The 24279-nt window shown below is 69.5% G+C and carries 22 protein-coding genes; 14 read left to right on the forward strand and 8 right to left on the reverse strand.

Going from position 1 to position 24279, the window contains the following annotated elements; all coding sequences use genetic code 11:
• Nucleotides 1-31: 31 nt before the first annotated feature.
• Nucleotides 32-2809: a leucine--tRNA ligase gene (gene leuS / locus ADL03_RS04235; RefSeq protein WP_053732044.1), complete on the reverse strand. Its 2778-nt coding sequence runs from the start codon at nt 2807-2809 to the stop codon at nt 32-34.
• 250 nt (nt 2810-3059) lie between these two features.
• On the opposite strand from leuS, the gene ADL03_RS04240 reads away from it, so the two are divergent.
• Nucleotides 3060-3464 (forward strand): SdpI family protein, encoded by a 405-nt coding sequence (locus ADL03_RS04240; RefSeq protein WP_197288068.1) that lies wholly within the window; start codon nt 3060-3062, stop codon nt 3462-3464.
• A 72-nt stretch (nt 3465-3536) separates the two neighbouring features.
• Here the strand turns inward: ADL03_RS04240 and ADL03_RS04245 are convergent, their stop codons facing one another.
• A complete protein-coding gene (locus ADL03_RS04245; RefSeq protein ID WP_053732045.1) occupies nt 3537-4109 on the reverse strand; it encodes a YqgE/AlgH family protein in 573 nt (190 codons plus the stop codon).
• 237 nt (nt 4110-4346) lie between these two features.
• Between ADL03_RS04245 and ADL03_RS04250 the strand changes: the two genes are divergently transcribed.
• Nucleotides 4347-5687 carry an MFS transporter gene (locus tag ADL03_RS04250; RefSeq protein WP_082372869.1) on the forward strand — a complete coding sequence of 447 codons (1341 nt, stop codon included), beginning with the start codon at nt 4347-4349 and terminating at the stop codon, nt 5685-5687.
• Here the strand turns inward: ADL03_RS04250 and ADL03_RS45020 are convergent.
• Complete coding sequence (locus ADL03_RS45020; RefSeq protein ID WP_197288069.1) at nt 5616-5870, reverse strand: LuxR C-terminal-related transcriptional regulator; 255 nt, start codon at nt 5868-5870, stop codon at nt 5616-5618. The genes ADL03_RS04250 and ADL03_RS45020 overlap by 72 nt on opposite strands.
• An 85-nt stretch (nt 5871-5955) precedes the next feature.
• Complete coding sequence (locus tag ADL03_RS04255; RefSeq protein WP_053732046.1) at nt 5956-7392, reverse strand: CCA tRNA nucleotidyltransferase; 1437 nt, start codon at nt 7390-7392, stop codon at nt 5956-5958.
• Between the two features lie 42 nt (nt 7393-7434).
• Between ADL03_RS04255 and ADL03_RS04260 the strand changes: the two genes are divergently transcribed.
• The 9 genes from ADL03_RS04260 (at nt 7435) to ADL03_RS04300 (ending at nt 17748) form a co-directional block, all read left to right on the forward strand.
• Nucleotides 7435-7950: an NUDIX hydrolase gene (locus tag ADL03_RS04260; protein WP_082372871.1), complete on the forward strand. Its 516-nt coding sequence runs from the start codon at nt 7435-7437 to the stop codon at nt 7948-7950.
• A complete protein-coding gene (locus ADL03_RS04265; protein ID WP_053732048.1) occupies nt 7947-10268 on the forward strand; it encodes a DUF6049 family protein in 2322 nt (773 codons plus the stop codon). The genes ADL03_RS04260 and ADL03_RS04265 overlap by 4 nt, the downstream gene beginning before the upstream one ends.
• The gene (gene murJ, locus ADL03_RS04270) at nt 10265-11902 is read left to right on the forward strand and encodes a murein biosynthesis integral membrane protein MurJ (protein WP_197288070.1); all 1638 of its coding nucleotides are present in this window, start codon (nt 10265-10267) and stop codon (nt 11900-11902) included. Before ADL03_RS04265 ends, murJ begins: the two co-directional genes overlap by 4 nt.
• A gap of 37 nt (nt 11903-11939) precedes the next feature.
• Nucleotides 11940-13463 (forward strand): protein kinase family protein, encoded by a 1524-nt coding sequence (locus tag ADL03_RS04275; protein ID WP_053732049.1) that lies wholly within the window; start codon nt 11940-11942, stop codon nt 13461-13463.
• A 110-nt stretch (nt 13464-13573) separates the two neighbouring features.
• Nucleotides 13574-14191 carry an RNA polymerase sigma factor SigM gene (sigM, locus tag ADL03_RS04280; RefSeq protein ID WP_053732050.1) on the forward strand — a complete coding sequence of 206 codons (618 nt, stop codon included), beginning with the start codon at nt 13574-13576 and terminating at the stop codon, nt 14189-14191.
• Nucleotides 14188-14931, forward strand: a complete 744-nt coding sequence (locus ADL03_RS04285) for a hypothetical protein (protein WP_053732051.1) — start codon at nt 14188-14190, stop codon at nt 14929-14931. Before sigM ends, ADL03_RS04285 begins: the two co-directional genes overlap by 4 nt.
• Before the next feature lie 90 nt (nt 14932-15021).
• On the forward strand, nt 15022-16002 hold the full coding sequence (gene trxB / locus ADL03_RS04290; RefSeq protein WP_053732052.1) for a thioredoxin-disulfide reductase: 981 nt from the start codon (nt 15022-15024) through the stop codon (nt 16000-16002).
• Nucleotides 16003-16040: 38 nt separating this feature from the next.
• Nucleotides 16041-16376: a thioredoxin gene (trxA, locus tag ADL03_RS04295; RefSeq protein WP_369808927.1), complete on the forward strand. Its 336-nt coding sequence runs from the start codon at nt 16041-16043 to the stop codon at nt 16374-16376.
• Nucleotides 16377-16608: 232 nt separating this feature from the next.
• On the forward strand, nt 16609-17748 hold the full coding sequence (locus ADL03_RS04300) for an N-acetylmuramoyl-L-alanine amidase (RefSeq protein ID WP_053732053.1): 1140 nt from the start codon (nt 16609-16611) through the stop codon (nt 17746-17748).
• Nucleotides 17749-17807: 59 nt separating this feature from the next.
• Here ADL03_RS04300 and ADL03_RS04305 read toward each other — a convergent pair whose 3' ends face one another.
• Nucleotides 17808-18440 carry a GNAT family N-acetyltransferase gene (locus ADL03_RS04305; RefSeq protein ID WP_157527949.1) on the reverse strand — a complete coding sequence of 211 codons (633 nt, stop codon included), beginning with the start codon at nt 18438-18440 and terminating at the stop codon, nt 17808-17810.
• Between the two features lie 133 nt (nt 18441-18573).
• Between ADL03_RS04305 and ADL03_RS04310 the strand changes: the two genes are divergently transcribed.
• Both ADL03_RS04310 and ADL03_RS04315 read left to right on the forward strand, forming a co-directional pair.
• The gene (locus ADL03_RS04310) at nt 18574-19890 is read left to right on the forward strand and encodes a PLP-dependent aminotransferase family protein (RefSeq protein WP_053732055.1); all 1317 of its coding nucleotides are present in this window, start codon (nt 18574-18576) and stop codon (nt 19888-19890) included.
• A 16-nt stretch (nt 19891-19906) separates the two neighbouring features.
• On the forward strand, nt 19907-20851 hold the full coding sequence (locus tag ADL03_RS04315; protein WP_053732056.1) for a D-alanine--D-alanine ligase: 945 nt from the start codon (nt 19907-19909) through the stop codon (nt 20849-20851).
• Between the two features lie 140 nt (nt 20852-20991).
• Here the strand turns inward: ADL03_RS04315 and ADL03_RS04320 are convergent, their stop codons facing one another.
• Genes ADL03_RS04320 through rsmG form a run of 3 tightly spaced genes read right to left on the reverse strand, consistent with a single transcriptional unit; the run spans nt 20992 to nt 23593 of the window.
• Nucleotides 20992-21960 carry a ParB/RepB/Spo0J family partition protein gene (locus ADL03_RS04320; RefSeq protein WP_053732057.1) on the reverse strand — a complete coding sequence of 323 codons (969 nt, stop codon included), beginning with the start codon at nt 21958-21960 and terminating at the stop codon, nt 20992-20994.
• Nucleotides 21957-22928, reverse strand: coding sequence for a ParA family protein (locus ADL03_RS04325; RefSeq protein WP_082372872.1), 972 nt, complete (start codon nt 22926-22928; stop codon nt 21957-21959). The genes ADL03_RS04320 and ADL03_RS04325 overlap by 4 nt, the downstream gene beginning before the upstream one ends.
• Nucleotides 22925-23593: a 16S rRNA (guanine(527)-N(7))-methyltransferase RsmG gene (gene rsmG, locus ADL03_RS04330; protein WP_231641483.1), complete on the reverse strand. Its 669-nt coding sequence runs from the start codon at nt 23591-23593 to the stop codon at nt 22925-22927. Before rsmG ends, ADL03_RS04325 begins: the two co-directional genes overlap by 4 nt.
• Nucleotides 23594-23727: 134 nt before the next feature.
• On the opposite strand from rsmG, the gene ADL03_RS04335 reads away from it, so the two are divergent.
• Entirely contained in the window at nt 23728-24240 is a 513-nt protein-coding gene (locus ADL03_RS04335; RefSeq protein WP_063798463.1) for a dual specificity protein phosphatase family protein, read from the forward strand.
• Nucleotides 24241-24279: the final 39 nt, after the last annotated feature.

Raw genomic sequence — 24279 nt, forward strand, 5'->3', positions numbered from 1 at the left:
GCTGCCACAGGACAGCGCCGGCTCGGCCGGACTACAGGACGACGTTCACCAGGCGGCCGGGAACGACGATCACCTTGCGCGGCTCGCCACCGGCGACCAGTTCGGCGATCTTCTCCTCGGCCAGTGCCGCCGCCTTGATCTCGTCCTGCGACGCGGAGGCGGCCACGACGACCCGCGAGCGGACCTTGCCGTTGACCTGGATCGGGTACTCGACGGTGTCCTCGACCAGGTACTTCTCGTCCGCGGCCGGGAACGGCCCGTGGGCCAGCGAGCCGGTGTGGCCCAGCTTCGTCCACAGCTCCTCGGCCACGTGCGGGGCCTGCGGGGCCAGCATCAGCACCATCGGCTCGGCCAGTGCGCGCGGGGTGCCGGCCGAGTAGTGCTTGGTGACGAAGTTGTTCAGCTCGATCAGCTTCGCGCCCGCCGTGTTGTAGCGCAGGTTGGCGTAGTCGTCGTGCACGCCGGCGATCGTCTTGTGCAGCAGCCGCAAGGCGTCCGCGGACGGCTCCTCGTCGGTGACGCGCAGCGAGCCGTCGGTCTCGTCGACCAGGTTGCGCCACAGGCGCTGCAGGAACCGCTGGGCGCCGACGACGTCCTTGGTCGCCCACGGGCGGGAGACGTCCATCGGGCCCATGGACATCTCGTAGAACCGGAAGGTGTCAGCGCCGTAGACCTCGCACATCTGGTCCGGCGTGACGACGTTGTTCAGGCTCTTGCCCATCTTCCCGTACTCGCGGTTGACCTCTTCGCCGTTGTGGAAGAACTTGCCGTTCTCCTCGACGACCTCGGCCGCGGGCACGTAGACGCCGCGCGCGTCGGTGTACGCGTACGCCTGGATGTAGCCCTGGTTGAACAGGCGGCGGTACGGCTCGTCGCCGGACAGGTGGCCCAGATCGAACAGCACCTTCTGCCAGAAGCGCGAGTACAGCAGGTGCAGCACCGCGTGCTCGACGCCGCCGATGTACAGGTCGACGCCGCCGGGGTCGTTGGCGCCGTGCTCGGCCGTGCGCGGGCCCAGCCAGTACTTCTCGTTCTCCGGGTTGACGAACCGCTCGGTCTCGACCGGGTCGACGTAGCGCAGCTGGTACCAGCACGAACCCGCCCAGTTCGGCATGGTGTTCGTGTCGCGGCGGTAGGTCTTCGGCCCGTCGCCCAGGTCCAGCTCGACGGTCGTCCAGTCGGTGGCGCGCGACAGCGGCGGCGACGGCTCGGTGTCCGCGTCCTCCGGGTCGAAGGTGCGCGGCGAGTAGTCGTCGACGTCGGGCAGCTCGATCGGCAGCATCGACTCGGGCAGCGGGATCGCCGTGCCGTCCTCGTCGTAGACGATCGGGAACGGCTCGCCCCAGTAGCGCTGGCGGCTGAACAGCCAGTCGCGCAGCTTGAACTGGACGGTGCCGCGGCCGTGGCCGTTCTCCTCCAGCCAGCCGATGATCGTCTTCTTGGCCTCGTCGATCAGCATCCCGTCCAGGAAGCCCGAGTTGATCGCGGGGCCCTCACCGGTGAACGCCTCGCCCTCGAAGCCCTCCGGCGGCTGGACCGTGCGGATGATCGGCAGGTCGAACTTCGTCGCGAAGTCCCAGTCGCGCTGGTCCTGGCCGGGCACGGCCATGATCGCGCCGGTGCCGTAGCCCATCAGCACGTAGTCGGCGATGTAGACGGGGATCTGCTGGCCGTTCACCGGGTTCGTGGCGTACGCCCCGATGAAGACGCCGGTCTTCTCCTTGTTCTCCTGACGGTCCAGTTCGGACTTCAGGGACGCAGACCGTCGGTACGCTTCGATGTCTGCCACGCGATCGGGCGCCGCAACCTGGTCCACCAGCTCGTGTTCCGGTGCCAGGACGACGTAGGTCGCGCCGAACAACGTGTCCGGACGGGTCGTGAAGACCTCAATGTTCTCGTCTCCCACCGCAAATCGGACACGGGCACCATGCGAGCGCCCGATCCAGTTGCGCTGCATGGCCTTGACCTTGTCCGGCCAGTCCAGCCGGTCCAGGTCGTCGATCAGCCGGTCCGAGTACGCGGTGATGCGCATCATCCACTGGCGCAGGTTTTTCCTGAACACCGGGAAGTTGCCACGCTCACTGCGACCGTCCGCGGTGACCTCTTCGTTCGCCAAGACAGTACCCAGTCCCGGGCACCAGTTGACGGGCGCCTCCGACAAGTACGCCAGCCGGTGATCGCTCAAGATCCTTTGCTGGTCGGCAAAAGACAGCTCAGACCACGTGCGACCGTCCGGTGTGGCCTGCTCGCCGGACTCGAACCTCGCCACCAGCTCGGCGATGGGACGGGCCTTGCCCGCGTCGGGGTCGTACCACGAGTTGAAGATCTGCAGGAAGATCCACTGCGTCCACTTGTAGTAGCCGGGGTCGATCGTCGCGATGCGGCGGCGCTCGTCGTGGCCCAGCCCCAGCCTGCGGATCTGCCGCAGGTAGGTGTTCATGTTGTCTTCGGTGGTCTTGCGCGGGTGCTGGCCCGTCCTCACCGCGTACTGCTCGGCCGGCAGGCCGAACGCGTCGAAGCCCATGGTGTGCAGCACGTTGCGGCCGTTCATGCGGTGGTACCGCGCGAACACGTCCGTGCCGATGAAGCCCAGCGGGTGGCCGACGTGCAGGCCTGCGCCGCTCGGGTACGGGAACATGTCCTGCACGAACAGCTTGTCGTCCGGGACGTCACCCTTGAGCGGGCCCACGGGGTTCGGCGCGTGGTAGGTGCCGTGTTCCTCCCAGTACCGCTGCCACCGCATCTCGATCTGGTTCGCCAGCTCCGCGGTGTAGCGGTAGGCGGGGATCTCCGCCGCGTCCGTGCTCATTCCAGGCGTCCCTCTCACATCGTTCCTGCCCCTGACATGACGAAACCCCCCAGCCCAGATGGGCATGGAGGGCTGCCGCGCCGACCGTCTTGCGATCAGGTCGCCGCGGCTAGATAAGGAGCAGGCGGGCCGTGCTCATGTCGCCAACGGTATCAGCGCACCGCAAGGACGGTGAACTCGGCGGTGTCGTGCGGCACACCACGCCGGGGTGACTTTCCGGTGCACACGACGCAGCACCTACCCTCATGGGGTGAACATCGTGCTGTCGGTCGTCCTGGGTGTGCTCGGCGTCGCTCTCGGCGCCGTCGGTCTGCTGGGTCTGCAGGGCAAGCTGCGGCGCAACCGCTTCGTCGGGGTGCGCACGGCGGCGGCGCTGCGGGACGAGGAGACGTTCGCGCTGGCCAACCGCGTGGCCGGGGTGCCGAACGTCGCGGCCGGCGTCGTGGCCGTCGTGTCGGGTGCCATCTCGTTCGCGATGGCGGACCTGGCCGTCACCACGGGCGTCATCGGGCTGGTCGGCGCGCTCGCGATCGCCGTGGCCGGTGGCCTGGTGGGGCACCGCGCGGCCGAGGCGCTGCCGGAGCCGGTCAAGCCCAAGGGCTGCGGTGGCTGCGCCTGCGGCGGTGGCGGTTGCTCGCCGCTCGCGGGTCTCTGAGACCTCGCCGGTCTCTGAGACCTCGCCATTATCTGAGACCCGAAGGTTTCACGTGAATCAGTTCTGCTGGAATCAGTTCTGGCGGACGTCGGTCGGGTAAGTCGACAGGAGCGCGAGCGGCATGCCCTGCCGCCGCAGCACCCGTCCCCACAGGTCGACGTTCGCGCCGACCAGCACGTCGTCGGCCAGGCCGGTCACGACCATCCAGTCGCCGCGCTCGATCTCACCGGCCAGCTGGCCCTCGCCCCAGCCGGAGTACCCGGCGAACACCCGCATGCCGCGCACCAGCGGCATCAGGTCCTCGGGGTCGGCGTCGAGGTCGACCAGCGCCACCGGTCCCTGCACGCCGACCAGGCCCTCGACCTTCCCCGGATCGGTGCCGGCCTTCAACGCCGCCAGGCACAGCGCCGTCTTCTGCTCGACCGGGCCGCCGACGTAGATGCACTGCGGCCGTGTCACGTGGGTGCCCCACGGCGGCAGCACGTCCAGCACCGCCACCTCGGAGGGGCGGTTCAGCACGACGCCGAGGGTTCCCTCAGGGCGTTGGTCGATGATGTAGACGACCGTGCGCGTGAAGTTCGGGTCGGTCAGGCTCGGGGCGGCCACCAACAGGGAGCCTGCCTCGACCTCGGCATCGGGACGCACATCACCATGAAATCATCCGTGATCGCCGGAACAACTCAGGGCCGCGCCCCGTTAGACTTAACTGTCGGATGTCTTTGTGTCCCCCGGGCTCAACAGACAACCGCCTTCGCGGAATACCGTACGGCTGGAGCCGCGTAGTGCATCGCGCCGTGAGGCGACCTGGCATCCGATCCAGGGGAGCCGGACCGAGAGGTCCGGCTTTCGTGGTTTCCGGGCAGGCGAGCATAGAGTGCAACGGTGACAACGGCTGCGGTGCGGAAGCACCACTGGGGCTCTCGCCGGTTCCTCGGGATCCCGGAGTACCGCAGGCTGCTGGTCACCCGTCTCGCCTCGCAGTGGGGTGACGGCCTGTTCCAGGCGGGGCTCGCCGGAGCGGTGCTGTTCAACCCGGAGCGCCAGGCCCACCCGGCCGAGATCGCCGCCGGGTTCGCGGTCCTCCTGCTGCCGTACTCGCTCGTCGGACCGTTCGCGGGTGCACTGCTCGACCGGTGGGACCGCAAGAAGGTAATCCTCGCGGCGAACCTGCTGCGTGCCGCGTTCGTGCTGCTCACAGCCCTCGCGGTCGCGGCGGGCCTGTCCGGTCTGCCGCTCTACGTCTTCGCGCTCATCGTCATGGGCATCGGCCGGTTCGTCGGCTCCGGGCTCAGCGCCGCGCTGCCGCACGTCGTGCCGCCGGACCACCTGGTCGAGGCGAACGCGCTGGCGGCGACCGCGGGCGCGGTCATGTCGGTGGTGGGCGCGGCGAGCGCGATCGGGTTCCGCGCGCTGCTCGGCGCCGGTGACGGCGGTTCGGGCTGGACCACCAGCATCGCCGTGGTCGGCATGCTGCTCAGCGCGTTCATCGCCAGCCGGTTCAAGGCCGGTGGGCTCGGACCGGACCGGGTCGACGAGCCGCACAACGCCATCAGGGCCGTCGCACGCGGCCTGCTCGACGGCGCGAGGGCCACCCTGCGCACGCCGAGCGTCACGGCCAGCCTGGCCGCGCTGCTGGCGCACCGGGCCGCATTCGGCGTGAACCTCATCATCACGCTGCTGCTGATGCGCTACGCCCTCCACGACGTCGGCATCCTCAAGGCGGGCATCGGCGGGCTCGGCGAGGTCGCCGTCGCCGGTGGCGCCGGCATCCTGCTCGCGGGCCTGCTGACCGACCGGATCGTCGACCGGTTCGGCATCAAGAAGACGATCTGCGGCACGCTCGTGCTGACCACCGTTGCCCAGCTCGGGCTGGGGCTGCCGATGACGTTGCCGTCGATCCTCGCGGCCAGCTTCTTCCTCATCTTCGCAGGTCAGGTCGTGAAGCTGTGCGTGGACACCGCGGTGCAGCACGACGTCGGCGACGAGGTGCGCGGCAGGGTGTTCGCCCTTTACGACACCCTGTTCAACGTCACGCAGGTCACCGCGGTGTCCCTCACGGCGACGGTGATCCCCCTGGACGGGCGCTCGCCCGCTCTCATCATCACCGCCGCCGGCCTCTACCTGGCCGGACTGGGCGCCTACCTGCTCCTGCTAGCGCGGAAACGGCAGGCGCAACATGCCGGTCTCGTGCGCGAAGACGACCGCAGCCACCCGATCGGGTAGATCCAGCCTGCGCAGGATGTCGGCGATCTCGTCGGCCACCCGCTGTTGTGCGAGACCGAGCACGCGCGCGATCTCGTGGTCGGCGTGACCGCGTGCGAGACAGCGCAGCACGGCCCGCTGGTCGTCCGTCAGCTCGTCCAGGTCGTGCACGACCGGACCTGCGGAAAGTCCCCAAGTGAACATCTGCATCACCCCCATGAGCACTACCCATGGTGCCGGTGACCGCTGTCAGATCGCTAACGCGGGGATTTCATCCACTCACGATGAGTCACCCGTTTGGAGGCGTAAGACCTTGTTCACGCGCCCAGTCGAGCAACGCCGCCTCGGCCTCGTCGCGGTCCAGCGGTCCCCGGTCCAGCCGCAGCTCCTTGAGGAACTTCCACGCGGCACCGACCTGCGGCCCCGGCGGTAGGCCGAGCAGCTTCATGATCTCGTTGCCGTCGAGGTCCGGCCGCACGCGCGCGAGGTCTTCCTCGGCCGCGATGCGCGCGATGCGCTCCTCCAGGGAGTCGTACGTCCGCCGCAGCAGGTTCGCCTTGCGCTTGTTGCGCGTCGTGCAGTCGGCACGGACGAGCTTGTGCAACCGCGTCAGCAGATCACCGGCGTCGGTCACGTACCTGCGCACGGCCGAGTCGGTCCACTCGCCGTTGCCGTAGCCGTGGAAGCGCAGGTGCAGGTAGACGAGCTTGGCGACGTCCTCGGTGATCTCCTTCGAGTACCGCAACGCCCGCAAGCGCTTGCGGACCATCTTCGCGCCCACGACCTCGTGGTGGTGGAACGAGACGCCGCCGCCGGGCTCGAACTTCCTGGTGGCCGGTTTGCCGATGTCGTGCAGCAACGCCGCGATCCGGAGCACCAGGTCAGGTGACTGATCCACATCTTCGAGATCAATCGCCTGCTCCAGCACAACCAGCGAGTGGTCGAAGACGTCCTTGTGCTGATGGTGTTCGTCGATTTCCAGCTTCATGGCCGTGAGCTCCGGCAGCACGATGTCCGCCAGACCGGTCCCGACCATGAGCTCGATGCCGCGGCGCGGGTGCGCGCCGCACAGGAGCTTCGAGAGCTCGACCTGCACGCGCTCCGGCGTGATGCGGGCGATCTCGCCTGCCATCGACCGCATCGCCTCGACCACCCTGGGCGCCGCGGTGAAGCCCAGCTGGGAGACGAACCGCGCCGCGCGCAGCATCCGCAGCGGGTCGTCGCCGAACGACTCCTGCGGGGTCGCCGGCGTGTCCAGCACCCCCGCCCGCACGGCCGCGAGGCCACCGGTCGGGTCGACGAACTGCCGCGCGGCCACGTCGAACGCCATGGCGTTGACCGTGAAGTCGCGGCGGACCAGGTCGCCGTCGATGGAGTCGCCGAACGTGACCTCGGGGTTGCGGGTGACACCGTCGTAGACGTCCGCGCGGAACGTCGTGATCTCGATGATCTCGCCCTGCTTGGACGCGCCGACCGTGCCGAACGCGATGCCGGTGTCCCACTGCGCGTCGGACCAGCCGCTGAGGATCTTCTGGATCTGGGCGGGGCGCGCGTCGGTGGTGAAGTCGAAGTCGTTCGTCGGGCGTCCCAGCACGGCGTCGCGCACACTGCCACCGACGAGGTAGAGGCGCTTGCCGGCGGTGGCGAACCGTTCGGCGAGCTCGGCGACGACTGGTGTGATGGCGGGCTCTTCCACCACCGCATTCTGCTGGAGCGATCGAGACACGAGAAACGAGCGTACTTAACGTTCGTAAGTACGATCGGCCGTATGCCCCCGTCAGCTGCTCGATCCGGAGGTGCCACACCGGGCCGCCGGAAGCGGCGCCGGGGCCGGCGGCTGAAGACCGTCGCCGAGACGTCGGCGGGCGGGCTGGTGCTCGACGGTGAGCAGCGGGCCGCGGTGATCGGCAGACTTGACCGGCGTGGCCGGTTGCTGTGGTCTTTGCCGAAGGGTCACATCGAGGACGGCGAGACCGCGGAACAGACCGCGGTGCGCGAGGTCGCCGAGGAGACCGGTATTCATAGCAGGGTCCTGCGCCCGCTGGGATCGATCGACTACTGGTTCGTCGCGGACGACCGCAGGGTGCACAAGACGGTTCACCACTTCCTCCTCGAAGCGCTGGGGGGAGAGCTTTCCGACGAAGACGTGGAGGTCACCGAGGTGGCGTGGGTGCCACTCGGCGAGCTGGACGAGCGACTCGCGTATGCCGATGAGCGCCGTCTGGTCCGCCGAGCCGCCGATCTGCTCGCCGGTCGCTGCCGTGAAGGGGCGGAGTCGGCGTGAGCCTGAGGAAGCTCTTCTGCACAGCTGTCGCCGGCGCGTTCCTGCTGGTGGCGGTGCCGCCGGTGCACGCCGTCGAACGGCAGGAACCCGACCAGGTCGACGCGCTGCCGTTCGTGCCGGCGCCCGCCACCCAGGTGTGGGCGACCAGGCCGCTCTCGGCCCAGCCGGGCCAGCAGCCGCCGCAGTTCGTGCGCATGGACATCGCCCGGCTGACCCCGCGGTTCGTCACCGGCGACTCGCCGGACCGGGTCACGATCAGCGGCAAGATCGTCAACGTCGGTGACCGCAAGGTCTCCGACATCAAGCTGCGCCTGGAGCGGGGGGAGTCGCTCGACACCGAGGACGACCTGCGCACGGCGTTGCGCGAGCCGGCGGCCGCCGAGTTCGTCCAGCCCGAGTTCACCGAGATCGCCAAGGAGCTCCAGCCGGGGCAGCAGCAGGACTTCACGCTCGAGGTGCCGTTGCGCGGCTCCGCGCCCACCTCGCTGCGGATCGACGAGCCGGGCATCTACCCGGTCCTCGCCAACATCAACGGCAAGCCGGACTACGGCGGCATCGCCCGCCTGGCCGCGCTGTCGACGCTGCTGCCGGTGCTCGGCGTGCCCGGTGGCGGCACCAAGGCCAAGACCGGTGCGCCCGCGAAGCTGACCATGCTGTGGCCGATCGCGGACAAGCCCAGGCTGGTCCGGCTCGGCGCGGAGGGCTCGTCCGAGCTGGCCGACGACGAGCTGTCGCTGTCGCTGTCGGTCAACGGCCGGCTGTACGGCCTGCTGCAGGCCTACGAGGAGGCGGTGTCGTCGCTGAGCACCTCGCTGTGCCTGGCGATCGACCCCGACCTGCTGCGCACCGTCGAGGCGATGACCACCGGCTACCGGGTCCGCGGCGGCGTGGAGGGCAAGGGCAGGGCGGAGGCCCAGCTGTGGCTCGACCGGCTCAAGCGCGCGGTCGCCGGCCGGTGCGTCGTGGCCATGCCGGACGCCGACGCCGACCTCGTGGCGTTGAGCAAGGCCAAGCTCGGTGACATGCGCACGCTCGCCCTCACCGGCGGCGCGAACGAGGTCAGGCGGATCCTCCAGGTCCAGCCGCTGCCCGACCTGGTGTGGCCGGAGGGCGGCCTGCTCGACCAGACGACGTTCGACGAGCTGGTCAACCCGCAGGACAACCCCGCGGACGACAAGCTCGACTACAACGGCATGAAGGCGGTGCTGCTCGCCCCGTCCGGCGTCACGGACGCGCCCGGCACCGACCCGGCCCAGCTGGTCTCCGGCGACCACCAGGTCACCGCGGTGCGGATCGACTCGATGGTCTCCGACGCGCTGGAGGGCGGCGAGTCCCGTCCGCGCACGCTGTCCGGGGTGACCACGGCGGTCGAGAGCCAGCCGGTGTCCGTGCAGAACGCCCTGGCCGCGCTCGCGTTCCGGGCCGGGTGGCAGGGCGACGGCCGGCACGTGCTGGTCACGCCGCCGCGCCGGTGGAACGCGCCGCTGTCGGAGATGACCGAGTTCCTCTCGGCGGCCCAGCGCCTGGTCACGGGCGGCTACGCGGCCCAGACCGGGCTCGAGGAGCTGGTCAGGACCAAGCCCGCGCTGACCGGCGCCAAGCTCACCTACCCGGCCGAGGCAGGTGCGCGGGAGCTCTCGCCCACGATCGCCGGCTCCGTGGCGAGCCAGAGCGCCGCGCTGGCCGGCCTGGTCAAGGCCATGCAGCAGGAGGACCGCGAGCACGCGGCACCGGCCGACCTGGCCGACCCGCTGCGGCTGGGCCAGCTGCGTGCGATGTCGAGCGCGTGGCGGGGCAACGAGGACGGCGCCCGGACCGCGGCCTACATCAGCGAGAGCGAGATCAGCTCGCTGTCCGGCATGGTGAGCGTGACCCCGCCGAACAGCCCGATCCTGCTCGGCTCCGGCGACAGCCCGATCCCGGTCACCATCACCAACAAGCTCGACGTCCGCGTGACCGTGCGGATCGTGCTGGCCGACACGCCCGGCATCCGCGCCCGCGAGCTCGCTGACCAGGTGCTTCCCGCCCGTGGCGAACGGGTCGTGCGGGTGCCGGTCGAGGTGCTGCGCTCCGGCCGGTTCCCGGTCAACGTCCGGCTGACCACTCCCGACGGCGTCGCCTTGGGGGACACTGTCAAGCTGGAGGTGTCGTCGTCCGCCTACGGCACCACCACGGTGATCGTCACCGTGGTGGCCGCGATCGCGCTCGTCCTGCTCTCGGGGCGGCGGATCATCAGGCGGGTCCGGGCTCGCAACGGCGAGAACGGCGGCGACGCACCGTCCATCGAGAACGTGACACCGGAGAAGTCGAGCGCGTGAGCGAGTCAGCCACGACCACCGTGCCAGAGAAGCAGCAAGCACCGTCGGTCGCCAGGGCCAGCGGGTCCATGGCGATCGCCACGATCGTCAGCCGCGCCACGGGCCTGCTGTCCAAGGTGTTGCTGATCGCGGTGATCGGCGGCGACATCCTGAACACGTCGTACCAGGCCGCGACCACGCTGCCGACGATGATCAACGAGCTGCTCCTCGGCGGCATCCTGACCAGCGTCGCCATCCCGTTGCTGGTCAGGGCCGAGAAGGAGGACGGCGACGGCGGTGAGTCGTACGCCCAGTGGCTGATCAGCATGGGCACGGCGATCCTCGGCGCCGGCACGGTCGTCGCGGTCGCGTGCGCGCCGCTGCTGACCGACCTCTTCATCGCCGACTCGGACGAGGCCAACCCGGCGCTGGTCACCGCGTTCGCGTACCTGGTGCTGCCGGGGATCGTGTTCTACGGGCTGACGGCGCTGCTCAGCGCGGTGCTCAACGCCCGGCACGTGTTCGGCATGCCGACCTGGGCGCCGGTGCTGAACAACCTCGTCGTCATCGTCGTGCTGGCCGTCTACGCGATGCTGCCCGGCGAGCTCACGCTCAACCCGGTCCGCATGACCGACGTGCACCTGCTGGTGCTCGGCCTCGGCACCGCGCTCGGCGTGGCGGTCCAGGCGATCGCGCTGTTCCCGGCGCTGCGCAAGACCGGGTTCCGGTTCAAGTGGCGGTTCGGCTGGGACTCGCGGCTGTCGGAGTTCGGCGGCCTGGCGTTCTGGGTGCTGCTCTACGTGGCGCTCGGCTTCGTCAGCATGATGGTCCTGACGAACGTCGCGACCCACTCGAAGACCGCGCTGGTGGCGTTCAACTACCAGTGGCTGATCGCCCAGGTGCCGTACGGCGTCCTCGGGGTCTCGCTGCTCACGGCGCTGATGCCGAAGATGAGCAGGGCCGCCGCGAACCACGACAACGACGCGATCGTGCGCGACCTGCTGTTCGGCAACCGGATGTCCGCCATCCTGCTGATGCCGTTCAGCGCGCTCATGACCGTGTCCGGTGTGGCGATCGGCCTGGCCGCGTTCGCGTGGGGCGAGGCGGGCACCGAGTCCGGCACGCGGATCGGCCTGGCGCTCGCGCTCTCGGCGTTCGGTCTCGTGCCGTATGCGATCACGCTGCTGCAGCTGCGCGTCTTCTACGCGATGAAGGACGCCCGCACGCCGACGTTCATCCAGGCGTTGATCGTGGCGGTCCGCATCGCGCTGCTCTACGTCTTCCTCGCCGTGGCGTCACCCGAACAGCTTGCCGTCGGCGTGTCGCTCGCGATGTCGCTCAGCTTCGTCTTCGGCGCGATCGTCGGGCAGGTGTGGCTGCGGGTCCGGCTCGGCCGGCTGCGCACCGGTTTCACCCTGTGGACGGTGTGCCTCACCGTGGTCGCCTCCTCGATCGCCTTCGCGGTGGCCAAGGGGCTGAACGCGCTGCTCCTGGGCGTGCTCGGGACGATCGACCCGGTGGTGGCCGCCTGGGTGGAGGTCGTCCTGGTGACGGTGGTCGGTCTGCCGCTCGCTTTCGGCCTTCTGGCCGCGTTCCGGGTGCCCGAGATGCAGCCGGCCGTAGCCAAGATCATCCGGTTGGTGCGGCGGCGGTGACTCCAGGCCGTGACCGCTGTCCCGTACCCTCGTCTCCGTGAGTAGCGGAGTTCACGCCGCCCTGGTTCCCGGCGGCGTCATCGGCAATGGCCGGTACCGGCTGCTCGCGAAATCCGGTGCCGACGCCAGATCCAGCGCGGAACTGTGGCGGGGCCGTGACGGTCAGCTCAACCGGGACGTGGCGCTGACCATCCTGCTGGGCGACCTCGCGGACAACGAGGCCGCCGCGCGTGCCCGCCGGACCGTCGAACGCGCCATGCACGCCGCGTCGTTCACCCATCCCGGCGTGTCGCGGGTGATCGACGTGCTGACGCCGGGCACCGGCATCCGGCCGGACGAGGGCATCCTCGGCATGGTCGTGGCCGAGTGGACCCAGGGCACCGACCTGATGGACCTCATCGCGGAGGGCCCGCTGCCGGCGGGCGTCGCGACCAGGCTGCTGGAGCCGCTGGGCGCCGCGATCGAGGGCGCGCACCACGCCGGCCTCGTGCTGGGCGCCGACCACCCGCAGCGCATCCGCGTCACCTCGGACGGCCGCCTGCGCCTCGCGTTCCCCGGCCCGCGGCCGGACGCGATCGCGCGCGACGACGTCAAGGGCCTCGGCGCGATCCTGTACCTGCTGCTCACCGGCCGGTGGGCGTTGCCGGGCGGACCCGACAACGTGCCGCTCGCGCCGACCGGCCCTGACGGCTCCGTGATCGCCCCCAACGCGCTGCACCCGTACCTGCCGCACGAGCTGTCGTCGGTCGCGGTGCGCTCGCTGGAGGACACGTCGGTGGGCGGCATCCGCACGTCCGCGGCGATCCTGCAGGTCCTCGACCAGATCGCGGCGGAGGAGGCGGAGACCTCGCTGATCCCGGCCGTGTCCGCGTCCTCCTCGTCGCGTGATGACGACGAGGTCGTGTGGACGACCCAGCGGCCGGTGCAGGACAAGCAGCAGAAGAAGAAGCTGTGGATCAGCGTCGCGGTGCTCGCCGCCGCCACGCTGGCCGTGATCATCTGGCTGAGCGTGCAGATCGTCGGCTTCTTCAGCGACGAGCCGTCCAAGGGCGGCGGCCCGACCGTGGTGGTCAACCAGCCGGGCACCAACGGGCAGACCGCGGCGCCGCCGAAGGCCGCGGGACCGGTGCAGCCGGGGCGGATCGGCGTCTACGACGTGACGAACCAGCCGGACAACGCCAACCAGGCGAGCCGTGCGGTCGACAACAACGCGACCTCGTTCTGGCGGACGGACAACTACTTCCAGCAGTTCCCGGCGCTGAAGCCGGGCATCGGGCTGATGGCGTCGTTCGCGGAGCCGGTGCGGCTGGCGTCGATCACGATCACCTCGCCGAGCGAGAAGACCCACGTGCAGATCCGGCTGGCGTCGTCGCTGGACGCGCCGCTGGAGGAAACCAAGATCATCGGCGAGGGCGACCTGTCCAACGGGCAGACGCAGATCCAACTCGGCGACCACGAGCCGACCGCGCACGTGCTGATCTGGATCACCCAGCTCTCCAGCCCCGGCGCCGGCAAGAACCAGTCGGAGATCCGGGAGATCGTCTACACCCGCGCCCAGTGACGCCACGCGGGGAGCTTTCGTACGAGGGGATCGTGCGAAAGGTCCCCGCGTGCAATCAGCGGTGAGCCCGACCGGATGATCTGTGATCGGTCTCGCTATTCTCCGTAGTCGTGACCGCCGCAGCCAGCTCGGACGCCGATCTCATCTCGGCCCACGCCGCAGGTGACCCCTACGCGTTCTCGGAGCTGGTCAAACGGCACCGCGACCGGATGTGGGCGGTGGCGTTGCGGACGCTGCGGGACCCGGAGGAGGCGGCGGACGCGCTCCAGGAGGCGTTCATCTCGGCCTTCCGGGCGGCGTCGTCGTTCCGCGCGGAGTCACAGGTCACCACCTGGCTTCACCGGATCGTGGTCAACGCGTGCCTCGACCGGATGAGACGGCGACAAACAAGACCCACGGTGCCGCTTCCCGAGGCCGGTCCCGGCGAGCCCGTCGCTCCCCGTGACGCGATGAGCGACCGCGAGACCAGCCTGATGGTGCAGCAGGCGTTGATGGAGCTGCCGGAGGAGCAGCGTGCCCCGATCGTGCTGGTCGACGTCGAGGGCTACTCCGTCGCGGAGACGGCGCGGCTCCTGGGCATCGCGGAGGGCACGGTGAAGAGCCGGTGCGCCCGTGGCCGCGCCAAGCTCGCCAAAGTTCTCGGGCACCTCAGGAACCGAATCGCAGATGCGAACGTCCCAGCTGACGGTGTGAATGTGCAAGAGCAACGTCAGTGGGAGGGCCGATGACCGGCATGGAGCGCGTGCCGATGGGTCCGCCGTGGTCGGTTGACCTCATCGCGGATCTGCACGCGGGCGTGCTGCCCCCTGAGGTCGCCGCACAGCTGCGCCCGAGGGTGGAGGCGGACCCGGAGGCCCGCGAGGTCCTCCAGGCGCTGGACGCGACGCTGGCGGACCTGGAGGCGCTGCCCCCGATCCCGATGCCCGACCACGTCGCGGCACGGATCGACGCGGCCCTCGCGGCGGAGGCCAGGCCGGCCGCACCGGTCGTGTCGCTGGACGAGGCCCGCAAGAGGCGCAACCGCCGGCTCGGTCTCGGTGGCGGCGTGCTCGTCGCGGCCGCCGCGGCGTTCGGCATCGTCCTCGCCGTGGCCCCCGGCGGCAACGAGGCGACCACCCCGCCGGCCGCGCAGAACACCACCACGAAGACCACGAACGCGTCGGCCGCACCGCCGCTCGCCGTGAAGGAGTCCGAGCTCGGCGCCGCGGTCGGTGACGTGCTCAAGGCCCAGAACTACGGACCGCTGGAGACCCAGGACCGGCTGTCGGGCTGCCTGCAGGGCGGTGGCATCGCGAGCACGTCGAAGCCGCTCGGGATCAGCCCGATCACGCTCGACGGCAAGAACGCCGTGATGGCGGTGCTGCCGGCGGGGCTGGGCCAGTACCGGCTGGTCGTGCTGGACCCGAGCACCTGCGGACCGGACAAGCCGGAGGGCGTTCTGGCGAACACGACCATCGGGCAGAAGTAGTCCCGGAGGTAGTCGCTCAAGTCACGGAATTAGCTGCACCTACGATCCGTTGAGCCAGTCAGACGACGAGATCGAGGAGTTGCCGGGACCGTGAGCGTGCGCAACGTGATCATCATCGGATCGGGGCCTGCGGGCTACACCGCGGCGGTCTACGCCGCACGCGCGCAGCTCGAACCCCTGGTCTTCGAGGGTTCGCAGTACGGCGGCGCCCTGATGACGACGACCGAGGTGGAGAACTACCCCGGTTTCCGCGACGGCATCATGGGCCCCGAGCTCATGGAGCAGATGCGCGAGCAGGCGACGCGCTTCGGCGCCGAGCTGCGGGCCGAGGACGTCGAGTCGGTCGAGCTGACCGGCGAGGTCAAGAAGGTCGTCGCGAACGGCGTCACCTACGAGGCCAAGGCCGTCATCCTGGCGATGGGTGCCGCGGCCAGGTATCTGAACATCCCCGGCGAGCAGGAGCTGCTCGGTCGCGGCGTGTCGGCCTGCGCGACCTGCGACGGGTTCTTCTTCCGCGACCACGACATCGCGGTCGTCGGCGGCGGTGACACGGCGATGGAGGAGGCGACGTTCCTCACCCGCTTCGCCAAGTCGGTCACGGTCATCCACCGCCGCGAGGAGTTCCGCGCCTCGAAGGTCATGCTGGAGCGCGCCCGCGCCAACGACAAGATCAGGTGGCAGCTGAACACCCAGGTCACCGACGTGCTGGGTGACGGCACGGTGTCCTCGATCAAGGTCAGGGACACCCAGACCGGCGCCGAGTCCGAGCTCCCGGTCACCGGCTTCTTCCTGGCGATCGGCCACGACCCGCGCTCGGCGCTGGTCAAGGGCCAGGTCGACCTGGACGAGGAGGGTTACGTCCTGACCAAGGGCAAGACCTCCTACACGAACCTGGACGGCGTGTTCGCGGCAGGCGACCTCGTCGACCACGAGTACCGCCAGGCCATCACCGCCGCCGGCTCCGGCTGCAGCGCAGCGATCGACGCGGAGCGGTGGCTCGCGGAGCACGGTGAAGCCCACGCCGAGATCGCCGCCGAGGCGGTCGGTGGCGGCTACGGCAAGAGCAGCTGAAGTTCCCGCACGGAACCTCGAATTTCGGAACTAGGGAGATGACCATGGCAGGCGCCACCGTCACGGTGACCGACAAGTCGTTCGCGGACGACGTGCTGACCAGCGAGAAGCCCGTGCTGGTCGACTTCTGGGCGACCTGGTGCGGCCCGTGCAAGATGGTTGCGCCGGTGCTGGAGGAGATCGCCGCCGAGCACGGCGAGAAGCTCACCATCGCCAAGGTCGACATCGACGCGAACCCGTCGATCGCCCGTGACTACCAGATCATGTCCGTGCCGACGCTGATCCTGTTCCAGGGCGGCCGCCCGGTGAAGCAGATCGTCGGCGCGAAGCCCAAGGCGGCGCTGCTGAACGACCTCGCCGACGTGATCGGCTGATCGACCGACGTGGTTGGCTGATCAAGCAGTCAGCTATTCGCGTGCAACGCGCAACGTGGCCCGCCCGTCTATCGATAAGACGGGCGGGCCACGTTGCTCCATACGTACCTCGAACGTGAACCAGATACGACTGTGAGTAGCCCTGCATCGATCACTATGAGCAGCAGGGCACAATAAGGGCTTCCCACCTACCGCGCCGACGACGATCGGCGCCCTAGTCGAGCGAGGGTGCATGCAGCTGCTCCGCCGCGGGGACGTCGGAAGTGATGTTGCCGAGATCCGGTCGACCTTGACCAGGCTCGGACTGCTTCCGCCGGCCGACCCACAGGCGCCGCCGGTGTTCGACCAGCAGGTCGAGCACGCCGTGCGCGCGTTCCAGCAGCAGCGGGGGCTGATCATCGATGGCATCGTCGGACCGGCGACCTACCGCTCGCTGCGTGATGCCACGTTCCGGTTGGGGGACCGGCCGCTGGCGTTCCTGATGTCGCAGCCGACGACCGGCGACGACGTGTTGATGTTGCAGGAACGCCTGCTCGAGCTCGGCTACGACGCCGGCCGGGCGAACGGTGTGTTCGGTCAGCAGACCGAGCAGGCGCTGAGGAACTTCCAGCGCGACTACGGGTTGATCGTGGACGGCATGTGCGGTCCGGACACCGTGCGCGCGTTGCGCCAGCTCCAGCCGAAGGTCCGCGGTGGCCGTCCGGTGCTGCTGCGTGAGCAGGAGCAGGTCCGCACGGCCGGTTCACGGCTGTCGGGCAAGCGGATCGTCATCGACCCCGGTCACGGCGGCCAGGACCGCGGCGTGGTCGTGGACGGTGTCTCCGAGGCCGACCTGATGCTGGACCTCGCCCGTCGCCTTGAGGGCAAGATGGCCGCGACCGGCATGGAGGCGCTGCTCACCCGTGGGCCGGCCAACTGCCCGGACGAGGCCGAGCGCGCGCGCTTCGCGAACGAGGCGGGTGCCGACCTGATCCTGTCGCTGCACACCGATGGCAACTCCTCGCCGCAGGCGCAGGGCGTGGCGGCGTTCCACTACGGCACGGGCAACGGCACGTCGTCGACGGTGGGTGAGGCGCTGGCCGGGTTCATCCAGCGCGAGGTCACCGCCCGCACGTCGATGGTGAACTGCGGTTCGCACCCCAAGACGTGGGACCTGCTGCGGCTCACCCGCTGCACGGCGGTCCGCGTCGAGGTGGGCTACCTGACGAACGCGGACGACCGCGCGCGCCTGGCGACGCCCGGTTTCCGCGACATCGTGGCCGAGGGCATCCTCGTGGCCGTGAAGCGCCTCTACCTGCTCGGCAAGGACGACCAGCCGACGGGCACGTTCACGTTCAACGACCTGCTGCGCTACGAGATGTCGAAGAGCTGATCTCCACCGACTGACGAAAAGGGCCCCCTCGCCGCGAGCGAGGGGGCCCTTTTCGGGTCTCAGGCCGGGCGGAAGCTGGGTTCCGCGGTGGAGACGGTGACGCTGTTGAGGAGGCGTTCGAGGGCGGCCTCGACGTCTTCCTTCCAGGTGATGGCGCTGCGCAGCTCCAGGCGCAACCGGGGCCAGCGCGGGTGCGGCCGCACGGTCTTGAAGCCGACGCTCGTGAGGAAGTCGGCAGGCGTGACGCAACTGCTTTCCTCGTCGTCCGGGCGGGTGTCGCCGAACGCCTCGATCGCCTTCACGCCACGACGGGTCAGGTCCTTCGCCACGGCCTGCACGAGCACCCGCCCGAGCCCGCCACCGCGGAACTCGGGGAGGACGTCCAGCGACGTCAGGAGGACCGCGTCCGGGCTCACCGGGGACGTGGGGAAGGCAGCACTGCGCGGAACAGCGGCAGGCGGTGCGTAAAAGGCCGAACCGGCGGGGATGCCATCGCAGTAGATCAAGCGACCGCACGAACCCCATTCGAGCAGGACGCTGGACACCCAGGCTTCCTTCTCGAACTCCGTGTCGCCGTACTCCTCGGCCTGTTCGCGCAGGTGAGGGGCCAACTCCCAGAAGACGCACGTTCTGCTGTGCTTGGAGAGATGCTCCAGGTTGTCCAGCGTGACGCCCACGACGCGACGGGACACCCCGACCTCCACCCGTTAACACACACAGTGATCTCATACGAGGGTAGGCGAATGTGACGGAACCGGGAAGGCGCGTGCCCTGAACGGGACGACGGTTACACTCGCTCGGGACGTTTCCCATTCAGGAGTCCCCATGACGATGCCAGGGCAGCCCGCCAAGCAGGGCCCCAGAAGCCTTGACCCCCACCTCCGCCGCTACGCAGCGCGCACGGCAGGGATGACGGCATCGGAGATCCGGGCACTCTTCGCGGTGGCATCCCGTCCCGAGGTGGTCTCGCTCGCCGGCGGCATGCCGCACCTGGCCGCGTTGCCGCTGGAGCAGCTGTCCGCGGAGATCGGTCAGCTGGTGGCCACCGAAGGCCTGGTGGCGTTGCAGTACGGCTCGGCGCACGGTGTTCCGGTGCTGCGCGAGCAGATCTGCGACGTGATGGCCATGGAGGGCATCAACGGCCACCCGGACGACGTGGTGGTGACCGTCGGCTCGCAGATGGGCCTGGACATGGTCACCCGGATCTTCTGCGACCCCGGTGACGTGGTGATCGCGGAGGGGCCTTCGTACGTGGGGGCCCTCGGGTCGTTCACCGCCTACCAGGCGCAGGTCGTGCACGTGGCGATGGACGCCGATGGGCTCGTGCCGTCGCTGCTGCGAGAGGCCCTGGAGGCGTGCAAACGCGCCGGACAACGGGTCAAGTTCCTCTACACGATCCCGAACTTCCACAACCCGGCCGGTGTGACGCTGGCGGTGTCCCGGCGGGCCGAGGTCCTGGAGATCTGCCGGTCCTACGGCGTGCTGGTCGTGGAGGACAACCCGTACGGGCTGCTCGGGTTCGACGGGCAGACCTACCCGGCGCTGCGGTCGATGGACCCGGACAACGTCGTGTACCTGGGCTCGTTCTCGAAGACGTTCGCCGCGGGTCTGCGGGTCGGCTGGGTGCTGGCACCGCACGCGGTGCGCGAGAAGCTGGTGCTGGCGGCCGAGTCGGCCACGCTGTGCCCGCCGACGCTGAACCAGATGATCGTGTCGCGCTACCTGGCCACCCAGGACTGGAAGGGCCAGATCAAGACGTACCGGGAGGCCTACCGGGAACGCCGGGACGCGGCCATCTCGGCGCTGGAGCAGCACATGCCGCAAGGTTCCACGTGGAACATTCCGGATGGCGGCTTCTACGTCTGGGTGACGGTGCCGGAGGGCATCGACACGAAGGCCATGCTGCCCCGCGCCGTAACCGCCCGCGTGGCGTACGCGTCCGGCACCGGTTTCTACGCGGACGGCTTCGGTTCCCGCCAGCTGCGCATCTCGTACTGCTACCCGACGCCGGAGCGCATCCGGGAGGGCGTCCGCCGCCTGGCGAACGTCATCGAGGAAGAGATGCAGCTCGCCGAGACCTTCGGGGCGACGCCGGGCCGTCAGCTGTCCGGCCCGCAGACCCCGTCGCCCGACACCGCCTGATCCTTGGAGTTTTGCTGTGGCTGACCGCATGGTCGCTGTGCTGTCCGGTGGGCTCTCCCACGAACGCGAGGTCTCGATCCGTTCCGGCCGCCGTCTGTCGGCTGCCCTGCGGTCGGTGGGCGTGACGGTGGAGGAGTGGGACGCGGACGCCTCGTTGGTGACGCGGCTGCGGGACCAACGGCCGGACGCCGTCGTCGTCGCCCTGCATGGCGGTGAGGGCGAGAACGGGTCGGTGCAGGCGATCCTGGAGATGCTCGGCGTGCCCTACGTGGGCACGGACTCACGGGCGTGCCGCCGGGCGTGGGACAAGCCGACCGCCAAGGCGGAGCTGGCCCGTGCGGGCCTCGCGACGCCGGAGTGGGTCGTGCTGCCGCACGCGACGTTCCGGGAGCTGGGTGCCAAGCCGGTGCTCGACGCGATGGTCTCGACGCTGGGGCTGCCGTTGATGCTGAAGCCGGACCAGGGCGGGTCTGCCCTCGGCGCCCAGGTCGTCCGTGACGCGGCCGAGCTGCCGCCGGCGATGGTCGGCTGCCTGGCGTACGGCGACACGGTGCTGGCCGAGCAGTTCGTCTCCGGCGTCGAGGTGGCCGTGGCGGTCGTGGACACGGCGGACGGACCGACGGCGTTGCCCGCCGTCGAGATCGTGCCGGAGACCGGTGTGTACGACTACACCGCTCGCTACACCGCGGGCCTGACCGACTTCCACGCACCGGCCCGGCTGGAGCCCGCTGCCGCCAAGGCGGTCGGTGAGCTCGCGGTCGCGGCGCACCGGTTGCTCGGACTGCGGGACGTGTCGCGGACCGACGCGGTGGTGGCTCCGGACGGGACCGTGTACTTCCTCGAAGTGAACGTGTCGCCGGGACTGACCGAGACGTCGCTGCTGCCGATGGCGGTCGAGGCGGCGGGGCAGTCGCTGGGGGAGATCTACGCCGAGCTGATCGAACGCGCGGTCGCTCGCTGAGGTTCTGCCCAGAGCGCGGTGCCGGTTTCCGGTGCCGCGCTCTTCGTTTTCCGACCTCGAACATGGTTACGCCCCGCACCTTTTCAGTTGCGGGGCGTCATCGTCACCGTGACACAAGGCCCGTGGGTGATCCTATGGGCCTACTCCGAAGCCCGAATTGTCGGATTCGAGTTCATCAGCCCGACGATGCGTTCAAGATCGTCAACTGACCCGAACTCGACAACGATCCGGCCCTTCCGCTGCCCCAGCTCGACCTTCACGCGGGTGTCGAAGCTGTCCGAGAGGCGCTCGGCGAGCTCCTGCAATCCCGGCGCGTGCAGCTGCTTGCGCGGAGCCTGCTTGGCCTTGGCCGGCTTCTCGTTCTTGGCGAGCGTCACCGCTTCCTCGGTCGCACGGACCGACATGCCCTCGGCGACGATCTTGGCGGCGAGGTCCTCCTGCGCGCCGGCGTCGTCCAGACCGAGCAACGCGCGGGCGTGGCCGGCGCTGAGCACGCCCGCCGCCACCCGGCGCTGCACGGGGAGGGGGAGCTTGAGGAGGCGGATGGTGTTCGTGACGACGGGGCGACTGCGGCCGATGCGGTCGGCGAGCTCCTCGTGCGTGACGCCGAACTCCTCCAGCAGCTGCTGGTAGGCCGCTGCCTCTTCGAGCGGGTTGAGCTGGACGCGGTGGATGTTCTCCAGCAGCGCGTCGCGGAGCATCACGTCGTCGGCGGTCTGCCGCACGATCGCCGGGATGGTCTTCAGCCCGGCCTGCTGGGTGGCACGCCACCGGCGCTCGCCCATGACGATCTCGTACGAGTCGCCGCCGAGCTCGCGCACGACGATCGGCTGCATGAGCCCGAACTCCTTGATGGAGAACGACAGCTCGTTGATCGCGTCCGGGTCGAACACCTGGCGCGGCTGCTTCGGGTTGGTCTTGATCGCGTTGACCGCGATCTCCCGGTAGACCGCGCCCGCCACCTCACCGGCGGGGGACTGCTGCTGTGCCTTGACGCCGTTGCCCACGGCGGCGGCGGCCTTGATGGTGCTCGGCGCACCGGGCGGAGGACCCTGGGGGATGAGTGCGGCCAGGCCGCGGCCGAGTCCGCCCTTGCGCTGTTCGGTCATGCGCCCTCCTCCTGTGCCCCGCGCACCGCGATCTCCTTGGCAGCGTCGAGGTAGCTCATCGACCCGCGCGAGCCGGGGTCGTACGTCAGCACCGTCTGGCCGAATCCCGGCGCCTCGCTGACCTTCACGCTCCGCGGGATCACGGTCCGGAGGACGGTGTCACCGAAGTGGCTGCGCACCTCGCTCGTCACCTGGTCGGCGAGCTTGGTGCGGCCGTCGTACATCGTCAGCAGAATCGTGGAGATCCCGAGGTCCGGGTTCAGGTGCTGCTGCACGAGCTCGATGTTGCGCAGCAGCTGGCTCAACCCCTCCAGCGCGTAGTACTCGCACTGGATCGGGATGAGGGCCTCCTGGGCCGCCACCATCGCGTTGACGGTGAGCAGACCGAGGCTCGGCGGGCAGTCGATGAAGACGTAGTCGGGCTGGAGCTCGTCCAGTGCCTCGGGGCTCAGCGCCTCCTTGAGGCGCGACTCGCGGGACACCATGGACACGAGCTCGATCTCGGCACCGGCGAGGTCGATCGTCGCGGGCACGCAGTAGAGGTTCGGGGACGTCGGGCTGACCTGAGCCGCCTCGGCGATGGAGATCTCGCCGATCAGCACCTCGTACACGGACGGTGTGCCGGACCGGTGCTCGACCGAGAGCGCCGTGCTGGCGTTGCCCTGCGGGTCGAGGTCGATCACGAGCGTCTTGAGCCCGTGGATGGCGAGCGCGGCGGCGAGGTTCACCGTGCTCGTCGTCTTGCCGACGCCACCCTTCTGGTTGGCGACGGTGATGACCCGCCGGTGCCTCGGGCGGGGGAGAAGGGACTCGTCGGGGTGCAGCACGTTTGCCGCACGAGCCGCCTCTTCTGCAATCGGGGTCCACACCACGGCGCTGTCATCTCCGTTTTTGGTCGGCTTCGGCTTCGACGGGGTCTCGGTTTCACGTGAAACGGCAGCGGACTGGAACTCCGGATACACGCTCACCGATCCCTCCGGGTCTGGCGCTCGACGATGAGCACGGTCGTCGGTACCTCAAGTACGTCCGCTCCCACGACGACGACGTGCCCGTTGACGCCGCCCAGGCGTTGCACGGCCGTCCCGTCGCGGTCCAACTCCTCCTGCGCGCGCTCGCCCTTGAGCGCCACCATCCGGCCGCCACCCTTGAGAAGGGGGAGGCACCACCGCGCCAGCTTGTCGAGCGGAGCCACAGCCCGCGCGGTCACCACATCACTGTTCTTGAGCCGGTCCCGAACCGGCCCTTCCTCGGCCCGCCCGCGGACCACCGTCACGTTGCTCAGGTCGAGCGTCTCCACGACCTCTTCGAGCCACGCGATCCTCCTGGCCATCGGCTCCAGGAGCGTGATCCGCAGATCGGGTCGCGCGATCGCCAACGGCACACCCGGCAACCCGGCTCCCGAGCCCACGTCGACCACCCGCTCGTGCGGCTCGATCACCTGCTCGATGACCGCCGAGTTGAGCACGTGCCGATCCCAAATCTTGTCGACCTCGCGGGGCCCGATGAGCCCACGCTCGACGCCGTGCTCCTCCAGGAGCCTGACGAACTCGGCGGCACGATCCACGTGCTCCCCGAAGACGAGCTTCGCGTTGTCGGGCAACTCCCCGGCCATGTTCTCCGTCCGACGTTTCACGTGAAACCACGCGGCGGCGACGTTCCCGGCGGCCGGTGGAAAAGCTGGCGAATGCCAGGGCACCATCATGACGGATGCACCGGTCGCTCCGCCAAATCCTGAGCACCGTTTCACGTGAAACTTGGGGGCAAATCTTGAGACCACCCATCTACACCGTCTCCTGGGACGGTCCGGGCACCATCTCGACCATGGCGCACCCGCCCGGTGGCGCCCTCCTGGAGCCGTTCTTCCGCCGACTGCGTGACGCCGGCGTGGACGTCCTGGTGTCCGCGCAGACCGACGACGAACGCATCGAGTGCGATCTCACCGAGCAGGCGGCGGTGGCGGAAGCCGTCGGCCTGACGTACGTCGGCATCCCGATCGAGGACCGGACGGCGCCACTCGACTCGTTCGACTTCGGACCCATCGAGTCGGTGCACGAGCTGTACCGCCGTGGTGCGCACGTGGTGCTGCACTGCTGGGCCGGCATCGGCCGGTCGTCGTTGCTGGCGGCGATGCTCCTCGGGATGGACGGCGTGGAGCCGACGGAGGCGTGGCGGCTGATCTCAGAGGCGCGCGGGTTCTCGGTGCCGGATACGGGGGAGCAGTCGGACTGGCTGGAGACGTGGTGGGCGGCGCGGGCCGGACGGTTTCACGTGGAACGGTGAGCCGGGCGGAACCGCCTGCCCCGAAACAGCAAACGGCCC

It is taken from the genome of Nocardia sp. NRRL S-836 (genome assembly GCF_001279525.1).
Lineage (GTDB): Bacteria > Actinomycetota > Actinomycetes > Mycobacteriales > Pseudonocardiaceae > Lentzea.